This window comes from Gryllotalpicola sp. CP2-P1, assembly GCF_057512245.1.
Window position 1 is genome coordinate 1 of sequence record NZ_JBLRDT010000009.1, and the last position, 22,079, is coordinate 22,079.

The 22,079-nt window shown below is 68.7% G+C and carries 22 protein-coding genes; 9 read left to right on the forward strand and 13 right to left on the reverse strand.

Annotation, left to right across the window (positions count from 1 at the left end; translation table 11 throughout):
- Together ACM2XV_RS01510 and ACM2XV_RS01515 are read left to right on the forward strand one after the other, a co-directional pair.
- Positions 1 to 262 (forward strand): MmyB family transcriptional regulator (locus ACM2XV_RS01510; RefSeq protein WP_487025755.1); only part of this gene is annotated, 262 nt, incomplete at its 5' end.
- A 54-nt stretch (positions 263 to 316) separates the two neighbouring features.
- Positions 317 to 721: an ASCH domain-containing protein gene (locus ACM2XV_RS01515; RefSeq protein ID WP_487025756.1), complete on the forward strand. Its 405-nt coding sequence runs from the start codon at positions 317 to 319 to the stop codon at positions 719 to 721.
- Positions 722 to 740: 19 nt separating this feature from the next.
- Here ACM2XV_RS01515 and ACM2XV_RS01520 read toward each other — a convergent pair whose 3' ends face one another.
- Together ACM2XV_RS01520 and ACM2XV_RS01525 are read right to left on the reverse strand one after the other, a co-directional pair.
- Positions 741 to 1,163: an organic hydroperoxide resistance protein gene (locus tag ACM2XV_RS01520; protein WP_344774679.1), complete on the reverse strand. Its 423-nt coding sequence runs from the start codon at positions 1,161 to 1,163 to the stop codon at positions 741 to 743.
- The gene (locus tag ACM2XV_RS01525) at positions 1,163 to 1,645 is read right to left on the reverse strand and encodes a MarR family winged helix-turn-helix transcriptional regulator (RefSeq protein WP_487025757.1); all 483 of its coding nucleotides are present in this window, start codon (positions 1,643 to 1,645) and stop codon (positions 1,163 to 1,165) included. The genes ACM2XV_RS01520 and ACM2XV_RS01525 overlap by 1 nt, the downstream gene beginning before the upstream one ends.
- A 120-nt stretch (positions 1,646 to 1,765) precedes the next feature.
- Between ACM2XV_RS01525 and ACM2XV_RS01530 the strand changes: the two genes are divergently transcribed.
- Positions 1,766 to 3,142: an HNH endonuclease signature motif containing protein gene (locus ACM2XV_RS01530; RefSeq protein ID WP_487025758.1), complete on the forward strand. Its 1,377-nt coding sequence runs from the start codon at positions 1,766 to 1,768 to the stop codon at positions 3,140 to 3,142.
- Between the two features lie 54 nt (positions 3,143 to 3,196).
- Here the strand turns inward: ACM2XV_RS01530 and ACM2XV_RS01535 are convergent, their stop codons facing one another.
- A complete protein-coding gene (locus tag ACM2XV_RS01535; protein WP_487025759.1) occupies positions 3,197 to 4,324 on the reverse strand; it encodes an epoxide hydrolase family protein in 1,128 nt (375 codons plus the stop codon).
- A 75-nt stretch (positions 4,325 to 4,399) separates the two neighbouring features.
- On the opposite strand from ACM2XV_RS01535, the gene ACM2XV_RS01540 reads away from it, so the two are divergent.
- Positions 4,400 to 5,407: an NADPH:quinone reductase gene (locus tag ACM2XV_RS01540; protein ID WP_487025760.1), complete on the forward strand. Its 1,008-nt coding sequence runs from the start codon at positions 4,400 to 4,402 to the stop codon at positions 5,405 to 5,407.
- Positions 5,408 to 5,441: 34 nt separating this feature from the next.
- Positions 5,442 to 6,239: an SDR family oxidoreductase gene (locus ACM2XV_RS01545; protein ID WP_487025761.1), complete on the forward strand. Its 798-nt coding sequence runs from the start codon at positions 5,442 to 5,444 to the stop codon at positions 6,237 to 6,239.
- 9 nt (positions 6,240 to 6,248) lie between these two features.
- Here ACM2XV_RS01545 and ACM2XV_RS01550 read toward each other — a convergent pair whose 3' ends face one another.
- Genes ACM2XV_RS01550 through ACM2XV_RS01560 form a run of 3 tightly spaced genes read right to left on the reverse strand, consistent with a single transcriptional unit; the run spans position 6,249 to position 9,499 of the window.
- Positions 6,249 to 7,157 (reverse strand): carbohydrate ABC transporter permease, encoded by a 909-nt coding sequence (locus tag ACM2XV_RS01550; RefSeq protein ID WP_344773436.1) that lies wholly within the window; start codon positions 7,155 to 7,157, stop codon positions 6,249 to 6,251.
- A gap of 1 nt (position 7,158) precedes the next feature.
- Positions 7,159 to 8,127 (reverse strand): carbohydrate ABC transporter permease, encoded by a 969-nt coding sequence (locus ACM2XV_RS01555; protein WP_344773434.1) that lies wholly within the window; start codon positions 8,125 to 8,127, stop codon positions 7,159 to 7,161.
- Between the two features lie 31 nt (positions 8,128 to 8,158).
- Positions 8,159 to 9,499 carry an extracellular solute-binding protein gene (locus ACM2XV_RS01560; protein ID WP_487025762.1) on the reverse strand — a complete coding sequence of 447 codons (1,341 nt, stop codon included), beginning with the start codon at positions 9,497 to 9,499 and terminating at the stop codon, positions 8,159 to 8,161.
- Positions 9,500 to 9,633: 134 nt separating this feature from the next.
- Between ACM2XV_RS01560 and ACM2XV_RS01565 the strand changes: the two genes are divergently transcribed.
- Positions 9,634 to 10,644 carry a LacI family DNA-binding transcriptional regulator gene (locus tag ACM2XV_RS01565; RefSeq protein WP_487025763.1) on the forward strand — a complete coding sequence of 337 codons (1,011 nt, stop codon included), beginning with the start codon at positions 9,634 to 9,636 and terminating at the stop codon, positions 10,642 to 10,644.
- Positions 10,645 to 10,710: 66 nt separating this feature from the next.
- The gene (gene arfA, locus ACM2XV_RS01570) at positions 10,711 to 12,255 is read left to right on the forward strand and encodes an arabinosylfuranosidase ArfA (RefSeq protein WP_487025764.1); all 1,545 of its coding nucleotides are present in this window, start codon (positions 10,711 to 10,713) and stop codon (positions 12,253 to 12,255) included.
- Positions 12,256 to 12,261: 6 nt separating this feature from the next.
- On the opposite strand, the gene ACM2XV_RS01575 is transcribed toward arfA, so the two are convergent.
- Entirely contained in the window at positions 12,262 to 13,980 is a 1,719-nt protein-coding gene (locus ACM2XV_RS01575) for an esterase-like activity of phytase family protein (protein ID WP_487025765.1), read from the reverse strand.
- Positions 13,981 to 14,046: 66 nt separating this feature from the next.
- On the reverse strand, positions 14,047 to 14,886 hold the full coding sequence (locus tag ACM2XV_RS01580) for an SDR family oxidoreductase (RefSeq protein WP_344773424.1): 840 nt from the start codon (positions 14,884 to 14,886) through the stop codon (positions 14,047 to 14,049).
- Positions 14,887 to 15,000: 114 nt separating this feature from the next.
- On the opposite strand from ACM2XV_RS01580, the gene ACM2XV_RS01585 reads away from it, so the two are divergent.
- The gene (locus ACM2XV_RS01585; protein ID WP_487025766.1) at positions 15,001 to 15,921 is read left to right on the forward strand and encodes a LysM domain-containing protein; all 921 of its coding nucleotides are present in this window, start codon (positions 15,001 to 15,003) and stop codon (positions 15,919 to 15,921) included.
- Between the two features lie 4 nt (positions 15,922 to 15,925).
- On the opposite strand, the gene ACM2XV_RS01590 is transcribed toward ACM2XV_RS01585, so the two are convergent.
- The 5 genes from ACM2XV_RS01590 to ACM2XV_RS01610 form a co-directional block, all read right to left on the reverse strand.
- Complete coding sequence (locus ACM2XV_RS01590) at positions 15,926 to 17,767, reverse strand: SLC13 family permease (RefSeq protein ID WP_487025767.1); 1,842 nt, start codon at positions 17,765 to 17,767, stop codon at positions 15,926 to 15,928.
- A 98-nt stretch (positions 17,768 to 17,865) separates the two neighbouring features.
- Entirely contained in the window at positions 17,866 to 18,513 is a 648-nt protein-coding gene (locus ACM2XV_RS01595) for a cysteine hydrolase family protein (protein WP_344773418.1), read from the reverse strand.
- Between the two features lie 14 nt (positions 18,514 to 18,527).
- Positions 18,528 to 19,541 (reverse strand): ABC transporter substrate-binding protein, encoded by a 1,014-nt coding sequence (locus tag ACM2XV_RS01600; protein WP_344773416.1) that lies wholly within the window; start codon positions 19,539 to 19,541, stop codon positions 18,528 to 18,530.
- A gap of 72 nt (positions 19,542 to 19,613) precedes the next feature.
- A complete protein-coding gene (locus ACM2XV_RS01605) occupies positions 19,614 to 20,474 on the reverse strand; it encodes an ABC transporter permease (RefSeq protein ID WP_344773414.1) in 861 nt (286 codons plus the stop codon).
- Between the two features lie 2 nt (positions 20,475 to 20,476).
- Positions 20,477 to 21,298 carry an ABC transporter ATP-binding protein gene (locus ACM2XV_RS01610; RefSeq protein WP_344773412.1) on the reverse strand — a complete coding sequence of 274 codons (822 nt, stop codon included), beginning with the start codon at positions 21,296 to 21,298 and terminating at the stop codon, positions 20,477 to 20,479.
- Between the two features lie 26 nt (positions 21,299 to 21,324).
- On the opposite strand from ACM2XV_RS01610, the gene ACM2XV_RS01615 reads away from it, so the two are divergent.
- The gene (locus ACM2XV_RS01615) at positions 21,325 to 22,053 is read left to right on the forward strand and encodes a CGNR zinc finger domain-containing protein (RefSeq protein ID WP_344773410.1); all 729 of its coding nucleotides are present in this window, start codon (positions 21,325 to 21,327) and stop codon (positions 22,051 to 22,053) included.
- Positions 22,054 to 22,079: the final 26 nt, after the last annotated feature.

Consider the following 22,079-nt stretch of genomic DNA (forward strand, 5'->3'; position numbering starts at 1 on the left):
TCGGGCGGGCGAGCTCGTGCGCGCGCTCTCGACCGCGAGCCCCGAGTTCGCGTCTCTCTGGGAGAGGCACGAGGTCGCGCGCCGTTTCGAAGACCACAAGGTGCTCGTGCACCCCGAGCTCGGGCCGATCGAGCTGGACTGCCAGGTGCTGTTCACGGAAGACCAGTCGCAGGCCCTGCTGGTGCTCACCGCTCCCCCGCGCACCGAGGCCGCCGAGAAGATCGCGCTGCTCGGAGTGGTCGGCACGCAGAGCTTCGCGTGAACCGCCGTGACCGTTTCGAAGCTCGCTGAGTTCTGGGCCCGTGCGCGTGCGGAAGTGCCGGCGCTGCCGGAACCGCTACCCGGCGCCTGGTCGTTCGGCGCGACCGCCGAGCAGGCTGACGAGCTCCTCGCGCTTGTCCTCGGCGGTTTGAAGACCGGCACGGCGTCATCGGCCTGGGACTACGCTGCGGAGGACGAGCCGCTACCGGCCGTGGGCGAGCTCAGTGTGATTCTCGACGGTGCCGCAGAGCCACGGGCCGTCGTTCAGACCGTCGCCGTTGCGGTGGTGCCCTTCAACGAGGTCGACGAAAGCCACGCGTTCGCCGAGGGTGAGGGTGACCGCAGCCTGGCCCACTGGCGGCGCGTTCACGAGAACTTCTGGCGCGAGCATTCTGCGCGCGGCTTCGCACCCGACATGCCGGTGGTCTGCGAACGGTTCGAGCTCATCTACCACTCATGAGAGAACCGCAGTCTGAGACTCAGTCGTCGGTGACCGTGATGGTCACGTCGATGTTGCCGCGGGTGGCGTTGCTGTACGGGCAGACCGTGTGCGCGGCATCCGCGAGCGCCTGCGCCTCGTCGTGCGGCAGAGTCGGAATCGTGACCTCGAGCTCGACGGCGAGCTGGAAACCGCCCTCGCCGTTCGGGCCGATGTGCACCCGGGCGCCGACGGTCTCGTCCTCGAGCTTCACCTTCTGCGAGCGGGCGACGCCGAGCAGCGCCGAGTGGAAGCACGCGGCATAGCCCGCCGCGAAGAGCTCTTCCGGGTTGGCGCCGTTGCCCGAGCCGCCCATCGCCTGCGGAATGGCCATGTCGAGGTCGACGCGACCGTCGGTCGTCGTGACGTGGCCGTTGCGGCCCTCGCCGGTCGAGAGCGCCTCAGCGGTGTAGAGGATGTCCATTACTTGCCCTTTCCTTGTGGGTGGTTCGGCTTCGGCGGCGCCGAAGGGTCGCGCATCCGCTCGCTCAGCGTCTTCGCCAGCGTAAGCAGTTGCAGGTATTCGTCGTGGCTGAGCCCGGTGCGCTCGCCGAAGCAGGCGGGGATGTCGTCGAGCTCGCTGCTGAGGCCGCGGCCGGCATCCGTCAACGTGATCTCGACCACGCGCTCGTCTGCGGCGGCACGGCTGCGGGTGACGAGACCGCGCGACTCGAGGCGCTTGAGAAGCGGCGACAGGGTGCCCGAGTCGAGGCCGAGCAGCTCGCCCAGCCGGCCGACCGTGAGCGTCTCGTCGTTCCAGAGCGCGATGAGCGCGAGGTACTGCGTGTAGCTGAGCTTCCACGGGGCGAGCAGCTCGCGGTAGATCTGCCCGAACTGGCGCTCGACCGAATACACGGCGAAGCAGAGCATCGGGTCGAGTGCCTCGGCGGCGGTCGTGCGGGCCATGACTCGATACTTGCACGCGATTCAGTTGTGCACAATCTAATTCGCGACGATGCAGCAGGGTTATCCCCAGGTTTCGGGTATCCCCCGATGAATGTCGGTGCCCCCTGCTTGACTGTCGACATGACATTCGAAGACCCGTTCGGCTTCGGCGCGGCGCTGCCAGTGACCGAGCTCGGCGCCTCCTGGCAGGCCGAGCAGCTCGAGCGCGTCTGCGAGGGGCGCCACCAGATCGCCAAGATCGAGGCGGCCGAGATACGGATGCTGGGCGAGCTGCTCCTCGATGCGGAAGGGTCCGCCGGCGAAGACGCGATCGATGCCGGCGACCTGGCCGAGGTCACCCGGCGGCACGATCTCAAGGTGCGTTCCCTGGCGACCGAGCTGGCCGCATCGCTGCGCGTCTCGATCCAGACCGCCGAGCAGCGCCTTGCGGAAGCGTGGACGCTGGTCAACGAGCTGCGTGACACGCTCGCCGCTCTCGAGGCCGGCGACATCTCCCGCGCTCACGCACACGAGATCGTCATCGAAACCGCGCACCTCGGCGTCGAGCGGCGCGAGGCCGAGAAGGTGCTGCTGCCGTGGGCTGCCCGACTCGGCGTGGCGGCCTTCCGGAAGAAGTCCAAGCAGGTGCTCGAGACGCTCGAGACCGAGTCACTGAAGAAGAGGCACGAACGCGCCTTCGCCGGCCGCCGCATCGATCTCACCCCCGCGCGCGACGGCATGGCCCATCTCGACGCCTACATCGAGCTCAGCGATGCCGCCCGCATCAAGGCCGGGCTCGAGAACGCCGCGCACGAGGCTCGCGAGGCCGGCGACGCGCGCACGGCCGCCCAGCTCGAAGCCGACTTCGCCATCGAACTGCTCCTCGACGGCCAGATCATCATCGGCAATTGCCGCAGAGACGGCGTCGAGACCCCCGCCATCCCCGTCAAGAACCGCGCGGCCATCACCGTCGATGTCCTCGTTCCGGCATCCACACTGGCCGGCAAAGACGACGAACCCGGCATCATCCCCGGCCTGGGCGCCATCGACCCTGCGCGCGCCCGCGAGCTCGTCGCCCTCGCGCCCAGCCTGCGGCGCATTCTCACCGACCCCATCACGAGCGCGATCCTCGACTTCGACCGAACCACCTATCGCGTACCCGCCGAGTTGAAACGCGTGCTGAAACTCAGAGACCAGCACTGCCGGGCGCCCGCATGCGGCATGCCGGCCGCGCGCACCGAGATCGATCACACCACCGGCTACGCCCGCGGCGGCCCTACAGCATTGCGCGAGCTCGCGCACCTGTGCGGAAACCACCACCACCTCAAACACGAAGCCGGGTGGTCGCTCCGGCAGTACCTCGACGGGGTTCTCGAGTGGCGCGCGCCGTCAGGGCGCAGCTATCGCACCTACCCCGAGCTCACGGTGCCAGCGAGACGCGTCGACCCGTGGAGCCTGCCCGACACCGGCGAGCCGGCGCCGTTCGACAGGCGGGTCGGCGTCGACGAAGACGGGTGATGCGCGTTGCCGATGACGAGGGCGAGGGCGAGGGCGACGCCAGTGTGCGAGCCCCTACGCCGATTCCTCCCCGAGGAAGGGGCGGAAGAAGGCACGGAGTTCCTCTGCATAGAGCTCTGGCACCTCGAAGGGAGCGAAGTGGCCGCCTTCCTCCAGCTGCGAGAAGTACTGCAGGTTCGTCGTGCGCTCGAGCCACGCGCGCGGCGGCCGGACGAGATCTCCCGGAAAGAGCGAGAAGCCCGAGGGCACCTCGACACGGCGAGCGAGCTGCTCGGGCGAGATGAGCGCGTTCGCGTGATACATGCGCATCGACGAGCCGATGGTCCGGGTGAACCAGTAGATCGAGAGGTTGGTGAGGATCTCGTCCCGGGTGAAGGCCTCGAGGCCGCGCGCGCTCCAGCTGCGCAGCTTCTCGACGATCCACGCGGCGAGACCCGTGGGCGAGTCGAGCAACCCCGCCGCCGCGGTGTCGGGCTTGGTGCGGTGCATCGCCGCGTAGGCGCCTTCGGCGAAACCCCACTGCTGACTGCGGCGGAAGAACTCCTGTTCCTCAGGGGTGAGCTGTGAGGCATCCATGCCCGGCACCGGAAGCGCACCCATGCTGTGCATCGCGCGCACGCGCTCGGGGAAGTCCAGCGCCAAGAACCGCACGACACCCGAGCCGATGTCGCCGCCGGCGACGAAGAACCGCTCGTAGCCGAGCCGGGTCATGAGCTCGGCCCACAGCGCCGCGACGTCTCGCGAGTCGAGCACGCGGCCGGCCGGGGTGTCCGAGTAGCCGTAGCCCGGCATGTCGGGAATGACGAGGTCGAACTCCCCCGCGAGCAGCGGGATCACCTTGAGGTAGCGCCAGAACGAGTCCGGCCAGCCGTGCGCGAGCAGCAGCGCGGGCGCAGGCTCGGCGCCGTCGGCGCGATCGACCACGGAGTGGATGACGTGGATGCCGGTGCCGCCGACCTCCACGAAGGAACGCGGCAGCCGGTTCAGCTCCTCTTCGCGTGCCGGCCAGTCGAAGCCGTCGGCCCAGTACTCCATGAGCTCACGCAGATACGCGACATCGGCGCCGAGCTCCCACGGGGCGGCGCCCCAACCGGATGTGCGCGACGCGTCCCACCGCGTCGCGCGCAGGCGCACCCGCAGATCTTCGATCAGGGCCGGGTCCGTTCGTGGGGCGAAGTCCATGAGGCCAAGCTACGTGCCACGCTGGCCGGGGTATAGCGCCTCAGCCCAAGCCCCACCCCGACATAGAGTCGAGGCATGCGCGCGATCGTGTATTCCGAGAAGGGCCCGTCCAGCGTTCTGAGGCTCGTCGATCGACCGGTTCCCGAGCCGGGTGTCGGCGAGATCCGGGTGAAGGTGGCGCTGTCGGGCGTGAACCCCACCGATGTGAAGAGCCGCGTCGGCTCCGCAAGCCGCGGCGACTTCGCCGAGATCACGCCCGGCCAGGACGGCGCGGGCACGGTCGACGCGGTGGGCGTCGGCGTTGAGGGCCTCGCCGTCGGCGACCGCGTATGGCTCTACCTCGCGCAGCACGGCCGCCCCTACGGCACCTCAGCCGAGTACCTCACGATCCCGGCAGAGCGCGCGGTGCTGCTGCCGCAGACGGCGAGCTTCGAGCTCGGCGCCGCGCTCGGCGTCCCGGCGATCACGGCACATCGTGCGCTGACCTCTGGCCCCGTCGCGCGCCTCTCCCCCGGGTCGCTCGCCGGGCTGCACGTCCTCGTGCAGGGCGGCGCGGGTGCTGTCGGAAACGCCGCCATCCAGCTGGCGCGCTGGGCCGGGGCATCCGTCATCGCCACCGTGAGCAGCGACGAGAAGGCGCAGCTCGCACGCGCGGCCGGGGCGCATCACGTCGTCAATTACAAGCACGAGGATGCCGCGGCCGGCATCCTCGCCGCCGCACCCGACGGCGTCGACCTGATCGTCGAGGTCGCGCCGGCTGTGAACAACGAGCTCGACCAGAAGGTGGCGCGCACGGGCGCGACGATCGCGTTCTACGCCAACAATGGCGGCGACCGGCTGGTGCTCGACATCCGGCCCACGTTCTCGCTCGGCCTGCGCTATCAGGGCCTGCTGCTCTACACGCTCGGCGCCGAGCTGCTCGAGGCGGCGGTCGCCGACGTGAGTGCCGCGGTCGCTGCCGGCGCGCTGCAGGTGGGCGAGGAACACGGTCTGCCCCTGCACCGCTTCCCCCTCGCCGAGACCGCCGCCGCGCACGACGCCGTCGACGGCGGTGCGGTCGGGAAGGTGCTGATCGAGATCTGAATGGCGGCGGCGCCGGCCGGGAATCCTTGCGGGTATGACTGACTCAGGAACCCGCACCGCCATCGTCACCGGCTCAGACTCGGGTATCGGGCGCGAAAGCGCCGTCGCCCTCGCCGAGGACGGCTTCGACGTCGGCATCACCTGGCACAGCGATGAGGACGGGGCGAACGAGACCGCGCGCCTCGTGCGCGAGCGCGGCCAGAGCGCCGTCGTGGCCCGGCTGGACACCACCGACGTGCCCGCGTGCGGCGACGTGGTCGACCGGCTCGTCGAGGAGCTCGGCGGCCGTCTCGATGTCTTCGTCAACAATGCCGGCATCAACGGCGGGCCGCGCTTCTTCGACACCGACTGGGACACCTGGCAGAAGACCCTCACCGCCGACCTCGGCGGGGCGTTCGTCTGCATCCAGCGCGCGGCGAAGCACATGGTGGCGCGGCGCAGCGGCCGCATCATCGCGATCACGAGCGTGCACGAGCACGAGCCGCGCGTCGGCTCGGCCGCCTACGACGCTGCGAAGCACGGCCTCGGCGGCCTCATCAAGACCCTGGCGCTCGAACTCGGGCAGTACGGCATCACCGCGAACGCCGTCGCCCCCGGCGAGATCACGACGCCCATGAACGACGCCGAGGCGGAGGATGCGTATCGCACCCACCGCCCTGGCATCCCCCTCGGCCGCCCCGGTCACCCCCGCGAGGTCGCCGACGTCGTCGCGTTCCTCGCGTCGCCCAAGGCGAGCTACGTCACCGGCGCCTCATGGGCCGTCGACGGCGGCATGCTGCAGATGGGACCGCAGGCTGGCTCGCACCTCACGAGCGACGAGTGGCGCGAGTGACCCGGATGCCTACCCCTTCAGCCCGCTGCCCGTGACGCCCTCGACGATCTGCCGCTGGAAGATCAGGTACAGGATGATCAGCGGCAGTGCGGCGAGGATCGCGCCGGCCTGGATGTCGGCGTAGCGCTGCCCGAAGCTCGACTGCACCGTCGCGAGCCCGACCGGAATGGTCATCAGGTTCGGGTTCGACAGCACGAACAGCGGCAGCAGCAGGTTGTTCCACACCCCGACGAAGGTCAGGATCGACACCGCCGCGATGACGGGCCGCGACAGCGGCACGATCAGCGACCAGTACACCTGCCAGCGGTTGGCGCCGTCGATGCGCGCCGCTTCCTCCATCTCGGCCGGGATGCCGTCGAAGAACTGCTTGAAGATGAACACCGCGATCACGGCCGGCACCTGCGGGAAGATCACCGACCAGTAGGTGTTCAGCAGCGACATCCAGTTGAGCATCTGGAAGATCGGCACGATCAGCACCTGTGTGGGGATCATGATGCCGAGGATCACGAGCAGGAACGTCACGTTGCGGCCCCGGAAGCGCAGCCGCGACAGGGCGAAGGCCGCCATCGACGCGAAGAGCACGGTGAGGAACGCCGTGATGACGGACGTGATGCCGCTCGCGAGGTACCAGTTCCAGATGTCGCCGGCTTGGAAGAACGACGCGAACGAGTGCAGCGTGGGGTTCCAGTGCGTGAGGATCGCCTGCGCGCCGAGCGCCGCGACCCCGTTGTCGGTGAGCGAGGTCTTGAGCGCGAACAGGCTCGGGATCAGCCAGATGATCGCGAACACGACCAGCACGATGATCGAGACGACCTGGAAGGTCTTCCCGCTCGTACCGATGCGCGCGCCGTTCGCGGCGGGGGCGGCACCGGAGACATAGGACCGGCGCTTGCCGGGGCGGACTGCGGTCGTGGTCATCTCACGCCTCCCTTCGGGCTGCCGAGCGGTCGAACAGCTGCCGGATGACGGCGACAGCGACGATGACGATGAAGAGCAGCACAGAGGCGGCGGATGCCGCACCCACGCGGTTGTCGGTGAAGGCGGTGCCCGTGACGAGCCCGAGCGCCACCTGCGTCGAGATTCCGGGGCCACCGCTCGTCATCAGGTACACCTGGTCGAAGATCTTCAGGCTCGCGATGATCTGCAGCAGGATCACGAGGGTCGTCGTGCGGCTGAGCAGCGGCAGCGTGATGAAGCGGATCTGCGACCAGTTGGACGCGCCGTCGACGGCGGCCGCCTCGTACAGCTCGCGCGGGATGTCCTGCAGACCGGCGAGATAGAGCACGAAGTTGAAGCCGAGCGTCCACCAGACGGTGGCGATCGCGATGCCGATCATGGCGGTGTTCGGGTTCGCGAGGATGCCGTTGCCGGGGGTCATGCCGAGCAGCTGCTGCATGTAGGCCCACAGCCCCGTGGCCGGTGTGAACACGAACACCCAGATGAGCGAGATCGTCGCGCTCGGCAGGATGAACGGCAGGAAGAACGCGAGCCGGAAGAACCACTGCCCGTGCCGCACGCGGTTCGTCAGCACCGCGAAGACGAACGCGAAGATGACGAGCGGCGGCGTGGTGTAGATCGTGAACTGCAGGGTGTGCCACATCGCGCTCCAGAAGTCGGGGCGCGTCAGCATCTCGGCGTAGTTCGCGAAGCCGGCGAACGAGCCCAGATCGGTGTGGACCATCGAGGTGTTGAAGAAGCTCGCGACGATCATGTAGATCGTCGGGCCGATCAGGAACACCAGGTAGAAGACGCCGAAGGGCGCCAGGAACAGCCACCCGCTGCGTCCGTCGCCGCGGCGAAGCGGCGAGATGGAACGGGGCTGTGCGGATGCGGTCCGGGCCGAGCGCGGTTTGATGAGCGCGGCGGCCGGTGCTTGTGCGGTGGTCACGTCGTTGTACCTCCGTGGGTGATGCGAAGCGTCAGAGGGGGCTGGGGGTGTTGAGGTAGATCTTCAACTGGCTCTCGATGGACTGCCGAGCCTGGGCGGGCGTGGCCGCGCGCTGCTGCACGAGGCCCAGCTCGGCGCCGACGATGCCTTCGAACGTCGAGCCGGAGCCGCCGTACCAGGCGGGGTCGTCGTAGACGGCGTGCTCGGCGGCCGAGGCGTAGTGCGCCTGCGGCTCGAGCTTCTTGTACGCGGCACTGTCGGCGACCGGCAGGTACGCGGGAACGTGGCCGCCCTGCGCCCACGTCATGCTCTGGTCGAGCATCGACTTGATGAAGCCCATCGCCTGCTTGCGCTGCTCGGGCGAGCGGTCCTTCTTCGGAAGGATGAAGGTGTGCGAGTCGGCCTGAGCCGCGGGCTTGTCGTACAGCGTCGGAATCGGCGCCATGTCGAACTTGAGCCCCTTGACGAGCTGGGCCGTCGTGATCTCCCACTCGCCCTCGAGGTACATGCCCGCCTTGCCGGTAAACATGTACGACTGCGCGGTGCCGTAGTCGAGGCCGCTGTTCAGCCACCCCTTCTTGACCCAGCTCTGGATGCGCGAGGTGACGTCCTCGAAGATGTCCCAGTTCACCGTGAGCTTCGACCCGTTGTCGGAGAGGAAGGGCGTGGCATCCGCGTGCTGGTTGTAGAGCGTCGTGAACACGCGCCATGGCGTCGCCGTCTCGCCCGCGACGTTCGCGACTGTGATCGCCGGGCCCTTGGTCACCTTGCTGATCGAGGCGAGCGCGGCCTCGAACTTCTCCATGGAGTCGAGCGGCACGATCTGCTTGTCGTCGCCGAGCAGCCCGGCCTTGCCCAGCACGTCGAGGTTGTAGAACATGACGAGCGGATGCGTGTCGAGCGGGATCGCGATGTTGTGCCCGTTCGTCTTCTGCGCCTGCCATGGCGCCTGGCTGAAGTCGTCGGGGCTGAGGCCGACCGACGCGAGGTCGTCGTCGGTGATGGGGTCGAGGATGCCGCCCTCCCACAGCGGCTTCGCCCGAGTGAGGTGCGAGACCGCGACGTCGGGCGGCTTGTGCCCGACGGTCGAGAGGGTCACCTTCGAGTAGTAGGGATTCCCCCACGCGAACGTCGTGGACTGGAGTGAGCTCGACCCGCCGTGTGTCTTCTGGTAGCCGGCCTCCATCGCCTGCATGCGGCTGCCGTCGCCGCCGCCGAACAGGTTCCAGTAGACCAGCGTCTTCGGGTTCAGCTGCGAGCCCGCGAGCCCTGCAGACACGGGCCCGGCACACGCGGACAGGGCCGGCACCGCCAGCCCGGCGAGACCCGCTGCGAGGAATCCCCGCCGCGAGAGTCCCGATGCTTTCGCCATCTTGACCTCCTCGTCATGTGGCGTCGTGCCCCGATCTCGTGGGCACTGGGCCTGAGCATTACATCGTTGGAATCCCATTGCAAGACCCAGAGTCTCGATATGCTCTGCCCACGATGCGCGCAACCGTGAGAGACGTGGCCAAGCTGGCCGGAGTGTCGCCGAAGACCGTCTCGAACGTGATCAACGGCGTCGTTCCGGTGCGTGCCGAGACGCGCGAGCGGGTGGAATCCGCCCTCGCCCAGCTCGACTACGTGCCCAACATGTCGGCCCGCGGTCTGCGCAACGGGCGCTCCGGGAACATCGCGCTCGCCCTTCCCGACCTGAGCACGGCGTATTCGGCAGAGCTCGCCCGGCACTTCGTCGAGCTCGCCCACGAGCGCGGCTGGGCGATCCAGCTCGAGCAGAGCGGGAACGACCCGCGCCGTGAGGTCGAGCTGGTCTCACGGGCGCGCACCCACCTGGTCGACGGCCTGGTCCTGAACCCCACGCTGCTGTCGATGAGCGTCGTGGCCGACCACGACGAGTCCGAGCTTCCGCCGATCGTCGTCATCGGCGAGGTCGAGCCCGACGGCATCGACCAGGTGCACGTCGACAGCGAGCTCGCCGCGCGACAGATGACCGAGCACCTCATCGCAACCGGGCATCGGCGCATCGCGATCGTCGGCGGGTCCGGCGGCCGGTTCCGCTCGGCGACGAGCCTGCTGCGCCAGCGGGGCTACAGCGCCGCGCTGAGCGCGGCCGGGCTGGCGGAAGAGCCGGAGCTCAACCTGGTTCCCACGGCGTGGACGCCCGCGGCAGCAGCATCCGAGCTCACAGCACTGCTCGACACATGCGAGCGCGACGGCCGCGCCCTGCCCGACGCCGTGTTCTGCTTCACCGACTCGATGGCGCTCGGGGTGCTGCACGTGCTCGCCGGGCGCGGCATCCGGGTGCCCGACGAGATCTCGGTGGTCGGCTTCGACGACATCGACGAGGCGTCGTTCGCGATCCCCGCCTTGACGACCGTGCGCTTCGACAAGCGCGCGATCGCGGATGCCGCGCTGAGCGCTCTCGCGCGGCGGATCGCCGACGCCGACGCACCGGCCTCCGACATCGTGATCGCTCACGAGATCGTCCACCGCGACAGCGTGGCCCGCCGCCTGTAGGCGGCCCCGGCGCCGCGCCGACCGCAGGGCTTGCCACCACGTTTACAACGATGTAATGATCTCGACATGACTTCAGCGCGCATCATCGTCGACCGCGACTTCACCGTTGGCCCCGTCCCCCGCCGCCTCTTCGGCTCGTTCGTCGAGCACATGGGGCGCTGCGTCTACACCGGCATCTTCGAGCCCGGCCACCCGAGCGCCGACGAGAACGGCTATCGCCAGGATGTGCTCGAGCTGACGCGCGAGCTCGGCGTCTCGATCGTGCGCTACCCGGGCGGCAACTTCGTCTCGGGCTATCACTGGGAAGACGGCATCGGGCCGGTCGAGCAGCGCCCGCGCAGGCTCGACGGCGCATGGCACACGGTCGAGACCAACGCGTTCGGCCTGCACGAGTTCGCGGGCTGGGCGAAGAAGGCCGGGGTCGAGATCATGGAGGCGATCAACCTCGGCACGCGTGGCGTCGAGGAGGCGCGCGCGATCGTCGAGTACGCGAACCACCCGGGGGGCACCTACTGGTCCGACCTGCGCATCAAGAACGGAGCGCCGGAGCCCTTCGGCATCAAGGTGTGGAACCTCGGCAACGAGCTCGACGGCCCGTGGCAGATCGGGCACAAGACCGCGGACGAGTACGGCCGACTCGCGCAGGAGGCCGGCAAGGCGATGCGCCTCGTCGACCCGTCGATCGAGCTCGTCGCCGTCGGCTCGTCCGGGCGCAAGATGCCGACCTTCGGCGAGTGGGAGCACACGGTGCTCTCGCACGCCTACGACGAGGTCGACTACGTGTCGCTGCACGCCTACTACCAGGAGCACGAGGGCGACTACGCGTCGTTCCTCGCCTCGTCGAACGACATGGACCGCTTCATCGAGCAGGTCATCTCGACGGTCGACGCGGTGAAGGCGAAGCGCAAGTCGACGAAGCAGGTGAACCTCTCGTTCGACGAGTGGAACGTGTGGTACCAGACGGGCCTCGACACCGAGGACCAGCCGCACATCGTCGAGCAGCGCGGCATCTGGCGCGAGCACCCTCGCCTCATCGAGGACACGTACAACGTCACGGATGCCGTCGTCGTCGGCAGCTTCCTCAACTCGCTGCTGCGCCACGGCGACCGCGTCACGATCGCGAACCAGGCGCAGCTCGTCAATGTGATCGCGCCCATCCGCAGCGAAGAGGGTGGCCCCGCGTGGCGCCAGAGCATCTTCTGGCCCTTCGCCCGCATGGCGGAACTCGCCCGTGGCGAGATCCTGCGCACGGCGGCGACGAGCGACCGCTTCGAGTCGAGCGAGTACGGCGACGCACCGGTCGTCGACGTGAGCTCGACCTACGACGAGGAACGCGGCCGCGTCGCCGTCTTCCTCGCGAACCGCGGGCTCGACGAGTCGGCCGACGTGACGGTCTCGCTGCGCGGGCTCGACGCGACGCAGGTGACGCGCGCCGAGGTGCTCACCATCCCCGACGGCGGCGATCGCTTCACCGCCAACACCGAGAGCACGCAGGACGCCGTCGGGCTCACGCGGCTCGAGGGTGTCGCGATCGACGAGGGCGGTGAGCTGCGCGCCACGCTTCCCGCCCTGTCGTGGGCGGTCGTCGAGATCGCCGTCGTCGGGGCGTGACCCCGATCAGCGGACGTGCACCGTCACCGTCACGGTCTTGAGCACCGCGGGCAGCTTCGTCGTGTCGACCTTGAGGATCTCGCCGTCGTCCTCGGCACCGGTGGCCGGCAGGACCTTCTGGTGGACGCCCCAGGTGCCGTCGGCGTCGGGCTGCGGGTCGTCGTCGCCGTTGTCCCCGATGTAGTCGATGCCGAAATCGTCGTCGTTCGAGAGGTACAGCGTCTTTCCGGCATCCGTCGTCGCGACGCCCTCGACCTTGTCGTGGCCGAACAGCCTGCCCGTGGGGTCGAGCTGGCTCACCAGCTCGCCGAGCTCGACGTACGGCTGCTTCTGCGCAACGTGGATGCCGGCCGCGGTGAGCGTCGCGAGGGCCGCGTTCGTGCCCGACTTGCCGACGAGCGCCTCCGGCGACTTCCCGTCGACGGTCAGCCCGCTGACGTCCGTTGCGCCGTTCAGGTCGATCTCGTACAGATCCTTGTTGGCGAACGGCTCGACGTTGCCGTCGCGCTCGTCGACGAGGAACTTCGTGTTCGACAGGGCGGTGATCTCGCTGACGGCATCGCCTGTGTCGTCGGGGTCGTCGAGCAGATAGAGGTACTGGTGGGTCCGGTACGTGCGCAGGTCGATCGTGACGATGCGGGTCGCCGCCACCTTGGAGGCTTTCGTGCTGCCGAGGTCGGGCAGCTGCAGCGCGGCCTGCATCGCACCGACGAGCGTCGAGCCGTCTGGCGTGACGGTCAGCCCCTCCATGCCCTTGTTGTTCGAGCGGTAGGCGAGCTCGGCCGGCAGGTAGCCGACGACCTTGTGGAACGCGTTGTTCGGGCTGCTCTTGTAGGGCGTGAGGCGGCCGATCTCGTAGCCGTTCGCGTCGAAGTGGGTGACATAGGGGCCGTACTCGTCGGAGACCCAGAAGGTGCCGTCGGGCAGCGCGACGAGCCCTTCCGAGTCGTAGCCGTCGGGGTCCGGCGCGACGGGAACGCCGGTCGTCCCGCTGCTCTCCGCGACGTCGTCGATGGTCTCCTTGGTGTCCGGCTGCGGCGGCCGGCCGCTGTACGGCTGGCCCTTCACGCCCGCCGGGCCCGTGACACTCTTCGGCCCCTTCAGCGTGATGGTCTTCTGCAGCTCCGCCTTGCCGCCCACCAGCTTGAACTCGCCGATCTGCGGCGTGAAGTCGGGCAGCGGCTCGGACTTGTTGCCCAGGGGGTCGTCGGCGTTCGGGCCGCGGTCGGTGAGGCCGTAGAACCAGCCGTCGCGCCCGGGCACCGGGGCGAGCGAAGAGCCGTAGCCCTCCCCCGACAGGGTGGTCGTGGTGCCGTTCGGGCCGGCGACCGTGCCGAGCGGCGGCAGCGGGGCGCCCTTCGCCGTCGTGTCGCGGTAGAGCTGCACGGCATCCGTCGTCGTGTACGTGAACGTGTCGGTCCCGGTGAACCCGGCCTTCGGCGTGTAGCTGAACGAGCCGTCGGGGTTCACCGTCGCAGTGCCGTTCGCGGGGCCCGTGCTGCGCACGACGGCGGTGGCGCCGCGATCGTTGCGCAGGATGTTGCCGCTCAGCGTGCGACCGTGTGTCGTTGTGAATGAATCGGATGCCGCACTGAAGTCGTGCGTCGGGGCGCTGACCCAGCCGCCGGCCTGGGCTGCGACAGCGCCGGTGCAGGCGAGAGCGGCGGTGGCGCCGAGCGCGGCGAAGAGGCGCGCGCGACGGCGCGCAGTGGGGATTTTGCTCATTCCCCGAACCTCTCGCCCGCCCGTGAACCGCACCCCAACCCGGGGTGAACAGCGGGGTGCGGGCGGCTACAGGATCGGGCGCCCGCCGGTCACGGCGACGCGCGCCCCCGAGATGTAGCTGCCCTCGTCAGAGGCGAGCAGCACATAGACCGGCGCGAGCTCCGCCGGCTGCCCCGGGCGGCCGAGCGGCGTGTCTGCGCCGAACTGCTCGACCTTCTCTGCAGGCATGGTGGAGGGAATGAGCGGGGTCCAGATCGGGCCGGGCGCCACGCTGTTGGCGCGGATGCCCTTCTCTCCGAGCAGCTGCGCGAGCGAGGCCGTCATGTTCGCGATGCCCGCCTTCGTCATGGCGTACGGCAGCAGCGTCGGCGACGGCATGTCCGAGTTCACGGAGGACGTGCCGATGATGCTCGATCCCGGCTTCATGTGCGGCACGGCCGCCTTCACGAGGTGGAAGTACGCGCTGAGGTTGGTCGCCAGCGTGCGGTCCCACTCCTCGTCGGGGATCTCTTCGAGCGTCTCGTGCGTCATCTGGAAGGCGGCGTTGCTGACCAGGATGTCGATGCCGCCGAGCTCTGTGACGGCGGTGTCGATCACCTTTCGGCAGTGCGCCGGGTCGGCGAGGTCCCCCGCGACGAGCACAGCCTTGCGCCCGGCATCCGTCACCCACTTCTCGGTGTCATGCGCGTCGTCGTCCTCGTTGAGGTAGGAGATGACGACGTCAGCGCCCTCGCGCGCGAACGCGATCGCGACGGCTTTGCCGATGCCGCTGTCGGCGCCGGTGATCACGGCACGCTTGCCGGTGAGTCTGCCCGAGCCGCGATAGCTCTGCTCGCCGTGATCGGCCTGCGGCGCGAGCGCGCCCTCGGTGCCCGGAACGTCTTGCTGCTGCGGAGGAAGAGTCATACGGGGCGGATACCCGGGGTATCGGGCGGCCATGCGCCGAGCCGGCCCCTCCGGGCCGGCTGGGCCCCATTCGGGTGACAGAGAGATAGTTGCCGTCGTGCAAGGATCTCTCGTGTGAAGATACGGGGGCTCACGGCGGCCGGCATCGCGATCGCACTCGCTGCGGCGCTGGGCGGGTGCTCGCTGCTGAAGGGTTCGAGCTCGCAGGCCGCCGACCACTCGTTCACGACAAGCGATTCCCCGACCGCTGAGGCGCCGAGTCCCGATTCACCGAGCCCGGCAGCCGACCCCGCGACCCCGAGCGAGGCACCGAATCCCGCCGAGTCGCACCTCGCCACGGCAGAGCCCGTCGCGACCCCGGAGCCACAGCCGACGCTCACCGCGGTGCCGGCCGGCACGGTCGTCGCCCAGGGCGACGTCGCCTCGCCGAAGGGCAGCATCCACTTCCACTACCAGGCGGTCGCGAACGGCGACAACACCTACTCGCTGCGCTACTCGGGCTTCACCTCGACCGTGCCCGTTCCCGTCTCGGTCACGCTGATCGACATTCCGCCGCGCGTCGGCGACGGCCTCACCTGGCACGGTGTGGGCGACCATCGGCTCGGTGGGCCGACCACGGGGGCGGGGACGTCGGCGACGGCATCCCTGGGCTCGATCGGTCAGCCTGCGTATCTGACCACGCTCGTGACGTACTCGTCGACGACGTCGACGGACGGGGTGCCCGTCGAGCTCGGCCCCAACAAGGTGCTCGCCGTCAACACGGTGCACTGGTCGATTCCTGTGCGGCAGTCGAACGTGCACCCGGTCGACCACGGAACGCGCAGCTTTGCGGCCGGAACGGTCACGGCGAAGACGGCGACGGGCGCGCCGCGCAGCTACCTCGTCGCGGACGGCGACATCACCTCCGTCGTCGCACAGCGCTTCGGCATCTCGGTCACCGACCTGATCTGGCTCAACAAGAACCTGCAGGTGTTCGGCGATCAGCAGTACCTCTACTCGGGCACGACGCTGAACCTCGACCCGGACCTGCTCTGACGGCTCACGGGTGGATCGGCAGGATCACCGGAACCAGGAACACCGCGACCAGCCCGACGATCACGGCGAACGGCGCGCCCACTTTCACGAAGTCGCCGAAGCGGTAGCGACCCGGGTCGAGGACGAGCGTGTTGACGGGCGACGACACGGGTGTGACGAACGCTGCGGATGCCGCCAGCGCGACCACCATCGCGAAGGGCAGCGGCGACGCCCCGAGCTGGCCGGCGATGCTGATCGCGATCGGCGCCATGAGCACGGCGGTCGCCGTGTTGCTCACGAACATGCCGATGAGCGCGGTGACCGCGAACAGGCCGGCCAGGATGAGTGCGGGCGCGGCCCCGCCGAGCCAGCTGACGAGCGCCGAGGCCGCGAGGTCGATGCCCCCGGTCTTCTCGAGCGCGACGGCGAACGGCAGCATGCCGACGATCAGCAGCAGCGTCGGCCAGTGGATCGCACGGTAGGCGGCCCCGAGATCGATGCAACGGAACAGCCCGAGCAGCAGGCACGCGATCAGTGCGGCGACGAAGTTCGGCACGAGCCCGGTCACCATGAGCGCGATCATGAGCGCCACCGAGAGCAGGGCCAGCGGAGCTCGGCTCGCGGCGGCCACGCGCTCTTCGGCCTCGACGGGAAGCTCGAGGGCGATGAAGTCGCCGCCCGGGGCGCCGAGTCGGCGGATCGCGTCCCAGCTGCCGACGACGAGCAGCGTGTCGCCCAGGCGGAGTCGCTCGTGAGACACCGCGCGCGAGACGAGATCGTTGCCGTGGCGGATGCCGATGACGTCGACCTCGTGGTCGTCGTGCATGCGCAGCTCGGCGACCGTGCGGCCGAGCGCGGCCGAGCTCGGCGGCAGGATGATCTCGGCGAGCCCCAGCTCTCGGTATGTCTCGACGAAGAATCCCTCGCCCAGGGGCAGCTCGGCGACGCCGAGCCGGCCTGCGGCAGATCCTGCGCCGCCCGCGTGCCCGGCGAGGTCGGCGAGCAGCACGTCGCCGGCGCGGATCCGGAACCCGCCGGGGTCCGTGCCCAGCGTCAGCGTCTTCTGGCCCCAGCGGCCGCGCTCCACCGCGAGGACACGCAGGCCGAAGTCACGGCGAACGGTGCGGTCGTCGAGCGGGAGCCCGACGAGCGGCGAGCGTCGCCCGACCTTCAGCCGACGCTCGCGCTCGGCGAGTCCGTACTTCTCGATGAGCGCAGGGAAGGTCGAGCGATCGGTGGCGAGCACGGCGCCGTCGTCGTCGCCGGCGAGGAAGCGGCGCGCGAGCAGCATGTACCCGATGCCGAGCACGAGCACGGCGAGGCCGAACGGCGTGATCGTGAAGAACCCGAACCCATCGTGGCCGAGACGGCGCAGCTCGGCGTCGACGACGAGGTTCGGCGCTGTTGCGATCAGGGTGAGCATGCCGCTGATGAGCGCCGCGAAGCTGAGCGGCATCATGAGCTGCCGGGGCGAGACGCCGAGTCGCTTGGCGATGCTCAGCACGACGGGAATGAAGATCGCGACGACTCCCGTCGAGCTCATGACGGCGCCGAGCAGCGCGACGCACACCATCAGCAGCACGATCAGGCGCGCGCTGCTCGTTCCCGCCGTGCGCGACAGCCAGTCGCCGAGCCGATAGGTCACGCCCGTGCGCGAGAGCGCCTCGCCCACCACGAACAGTGCGCCGATCAGCACGACGTTCGGGTCGGCGAAGCCCGACAGCGTCTCGGGCACGGTCAGCACGCCGGTCAGCGGCAGCGCGACGATCATCAGCACCGCGACCACGTCCATGCGGGGGCGCCCGAGCGCGAACATCGCGATGGCCGCGGCGAGCAGCACCAGGACGATCAGCAGCTGGGGGTTCATCGTGGCTCTGAAGCTATCGGGCGCGCGGCCGCCGCGCCACGACAAGCGGCCCCGCGGAGATCATCCGCGGGGCCGCGTTTGCCCAGTGCCGGCTGCGCTCAGGCCGCCGCTTCGGCGAGATTCGCCTGCGAGGCCCACAGGGTCTCGAGGTACCCGCTCGTGATCACCGTGCCGAAGTTGCGCTCGACGCCGCGCACGGAGGCCGCGTGCGCGTCCGCGTCGTAGCTGGCGGCGCAGTCCTCGACGAGCGAGACGTAGTACTCGGCGAAGAGACCGTCTCGCAGGCTGGACTCGACGCAGACCTCGGTGGCGACCCCGGTGAACAGCAGCGATTCGACGCCGAGCGTCTTGAGGACGATCTGCAGGTTTGTGCCGGCGAAGGCGGAGTAGCGGTACTTGTTCACCACGATCTCGCCCGGCCGCGGCGCCACCTCATAGAACTCTGCGCCCCATGATCCGGTGCGGCACGTGATGCTCGATCGCTTCTTGCCCGGCTCGCCATGGCGGTTGAGCCACTGCGGGCTGTCGTTGGTCTCATCGTGCAGGGTCTGGATGAAGATCACCGGAATCCGGGCCGCGCGGGCGGCGTCGATGAGCTTCTGCAGGCGCGGCACCATGGCGACCGCGGCCGAGACGTCGTTGCCGATCTTGCCGAGAGAGCCGTCAGGGCTGCAGAAGTCGTTCTGAACGTCGACGACGACGAGGGCCGTGTGGGCCGGGTCGTAGCGGAAGGGGATGTCGGACATCGGTGGGCTCGCTTTCACTTGGACTTGGGGATGAACGAGAGATCGAGGATGTTCTTCGCCGTCGCGGGGTTCGAGCTGTCCTCGAGCAGGCCGGCCTCTCGTGCGACGGTGAGGTCCACCTTCAGCGCGGCATCCGTGATGTCGACGCCGTCCCAGAACTTGTCCTTGTACGTGCGGTCGAGCGTCGACGTGATGACCGCTGGCTGCATGTTCGGAAACTCCTTCTCTGCGATCTTCTCGGCGCCGTCGTGGTTCGAGATGACGTAGTCCATGCCTTCGGAGAGCGCCTTGACGAACTTCCTCACGGCCTCCGGGTCCTTCTTGACGTTGGCCTTCGAAGTGACGATGTCGGAGTAGGCGAACTTGCCCAGCGCCTCGGGCAGGCTGACGAACGGCTCGCCCCACACGCCCTGTGAGACGCCCTGGCCCAGCACGGGTTCGCTGGTCGCCGCGATGTCGGCCTGGCCGGACTTGAGCAGCGAGAGCTCGGATCCGCTGACGTCGTTGTTGATGATCTTGACGTCCTTGCTCGGGTCCAGTCCCAGCTGCTTCAGCTCATAGAGGGTGTCGATCTCGACGGAGCCGCCGTGGCGGCTCGCCGCGATCCGCAGGCCCTTGAGGGAGCCCGCGATGTCGTCCGGGTCGATCGAGACTCCCTTGCGCGCCACCCAGTACACGTTGGCGCGGTCGACGACTCCGGCGACAGCCTCGAGCTGCGCGCCCTTCGCGTTCGCGATGGCAGCCGACTCGATGCCGCCGATGAACCCCCACGCGTTGTTGCTGAGCACCGCGTTCACGTGCGCGCCGCCGGTCAATGTCGTCGTCTGCACGTCCAGGCCCTCCTTCGAGAAGTAGCCCTGGTCGATGGCGGCGTAGAGAGGCAGGTAGCCGATGCCGTGCACGGGCTCGGCGATGACCATCTTGGTGGTGCCGCCGGACGACGTCGCCGACGCCGATCCGGAGCATCCGGAAAGCGCGACGGCCATTGCGGCGAGCACGCCGGCGATGGCGAAAAGCTGTTTCTTCACAGGAGTCTCCTCGTAAGAATTCGGTGCGTTGCTGTCTGCGGTGCGTTGCTGTCTGTCGAGTGAGGGCGCGGATCAGCCCCGGATCAGCCGGATGAGCACCCGCTCGATGACGCCGACGACGACATAGAGCAGGAACGCCATGACGGCGAGCGTGAACACGCCGACCCAGATGAGCGAGATGTCGAAGGTCGACGCGGCCAGCTGGATCATCTTTCCGAGGCCGTTCTGCGATCCCACGTACTCGCCGACGATCGCGCCCGTGAGTGCAAGGCCGATCGCAACGCGGAAGCTCGCGATGATGTGCGGCAGCGTGGCGGGGACGACCACCTTGGCGAACACCTGCCAACGACTCGCGCCCAGCGAGTAGAGCAGCGTCTGCTCGTCGCGGTCGACGTGCCTGACGGCGGTGTGCGCGTTCAGGATCTGGATGATGATGACGATCGCGGTAGCCATCGCGACCTTCGAGGACAGGCCGATCCCCAGCGCGAGCACGATCATCGGCGCGAGCGCGAGCTTCGGCATCGCCTCGAGAGCGATGAGCAGCGGCTCGGCGACCCGCGCGTAGAAGCGCGACCACCAGAATGAGAGGCCGACCATGGCGCCGCCCAGAACGCCGATGACGAAGCCGAGGATCGTCGACGTGAAGGTGAAGCGGATGTCCGCGATCATCGAGCCCTTCGTGATGTTCGTCATGAACGACCGCCAGATCATGCTGGGCTTCGACCAGAAGAAGACATTGACGACGCCGACGTCAGCGAGCAGTTCCCACGCGAGCACGATGCCGACGACGATGGCGACCACCGTCACGGCGATCTTCCAGTTCGCCGGCTCGGCGGGGAACAGCTCACCTCGGCGGCGGCGCGCAGTCCGCTTCGGCAGGTCCGCGAGGGAGTCCATCGCTCCGACGCGGGGTGGCGACACGATTGCAGTCATGTTCAGGCCTCCTGGGGTTCGGTGGACTCGATGCCGTGCAGCAGCGTGAGAATGCGGGTCTTGTAGGCGATGAATTCATCGCTGGTCACGACAGCCGGCTTCCGCGGGCGCTCGAGTGCGATCGGGATGTCCGCGACGATGCGCCCTGGGCGAGGCGACATGACGATGACGCGGTCGGAGAGGTAGACGGCTTCATCGATGTCGTGGGTGACGAACACCACCGTCTTCTGGAAGTCGTCCCACAGGTCGAGCAGCCACTCCTGCATGGTGGCCCGCGTCTGCGCGTCGAGCTTGCCGAACGGCTCGTCGAGCAGGATGACGTCGCGATTGAAGAGCACGGTGCGCAGCAGAGCGGCGCGCTGGCGCATGCCTCCGGAGAGCTGGTCGGGGCGATGGTCGGCGAAGTCCCCGAGCCCGTAGGCCTCGAGGAACGGCAGAGCGATCTCGCGCGCCTTCCTCTTCGGGACGCCCGAGATCTCCATCCCGATGATGACGTTGTTGAGGATGCTGCGCCACGGCAGCAGAAGGTCCTTCTGCAGCAGATACCCGACGTGGCCCTGCTGGCCGATGATCGTCTCGCCGTTGATCTCGACCTTGCCCGAACTCGGCAGGTCGAGCCCCGCGATGATGTTGAACAGGGTGCTCTTGCCGCAGCCGCTGGGGCCGATGATCGACAGGAACTCCCCCGGCCTCACGGTGAAAGAGGCATTGTCGAGGGCGATCGTCGCTGCGGCGCCTGAGTTCGAGGGGAACTCGCGCGAGACGCCGTCGATCGTGAGTTCTGCCCTCCCGCTGCGCGAGGGGGCTGGCGGTGCGATGGTCATTGCGGCCTCCGGGGGTAGGCGGGTCGATGTCTACTACCGTCTCCGCGCGCCGTTTCGCCCGAATCTCTTCTCGGTTGCCCGTCCGTAACTTGTGTGCGGACCTTAGACGGTTACATCGGCCGCGCGGCCGCTATCGTTGCGGCATGGTGCTCAAGGGGATGATGACGCGGCCGAGCGGCTCGCATCGCGATCAGCTCGTGATGGCGGCGATCGCTCTGACGAACCTGCTCGCGCCGGGCTACTCCAACGGCGTGCGCTTCACCCCGCCCGCCGACCCGGCTGAGACGGTGTCCACCGCCAACGCGGTGTGCGAGCACTTCTATCGCAAGCAGGTCCCGTTCACAGAAGACGAAGCGGAGCGACTGCTCGGCCTCGCCGGCCGCCTCCACGAGCTGCTGCTCGACCTCGCAGATGACGATCTGCCGACCGCCGTGCCGAAGATCAATGCTCTTCTTGCCGAGTTCCCGGCGCAGTTGCACCTCTCGAGCACGCCGCCCTGGTCCCTGCACTATCAGGACCACAGCGCGAGCGCCGTCGAGGGCTGGCAGGTGGGCTGCGGCGCGGCGCTCGCCTCATGGGTCTCGTCGGGCGCGACACAGTACATCTCACGATGCGCGGCGGTTCGCTGCGACCGCGTCTTCTTCGACGACACCCGCAGCGGCACCCGGCGATTCTGCAGTCCGCGCTGTCAGAACCGAGACAAGGTGCGCGCCTACCGCCTGCGCCAGGCGATTGCGAACGCGAACGCCAATTGACGGCGCCCGCCGCGAACATGTAACCG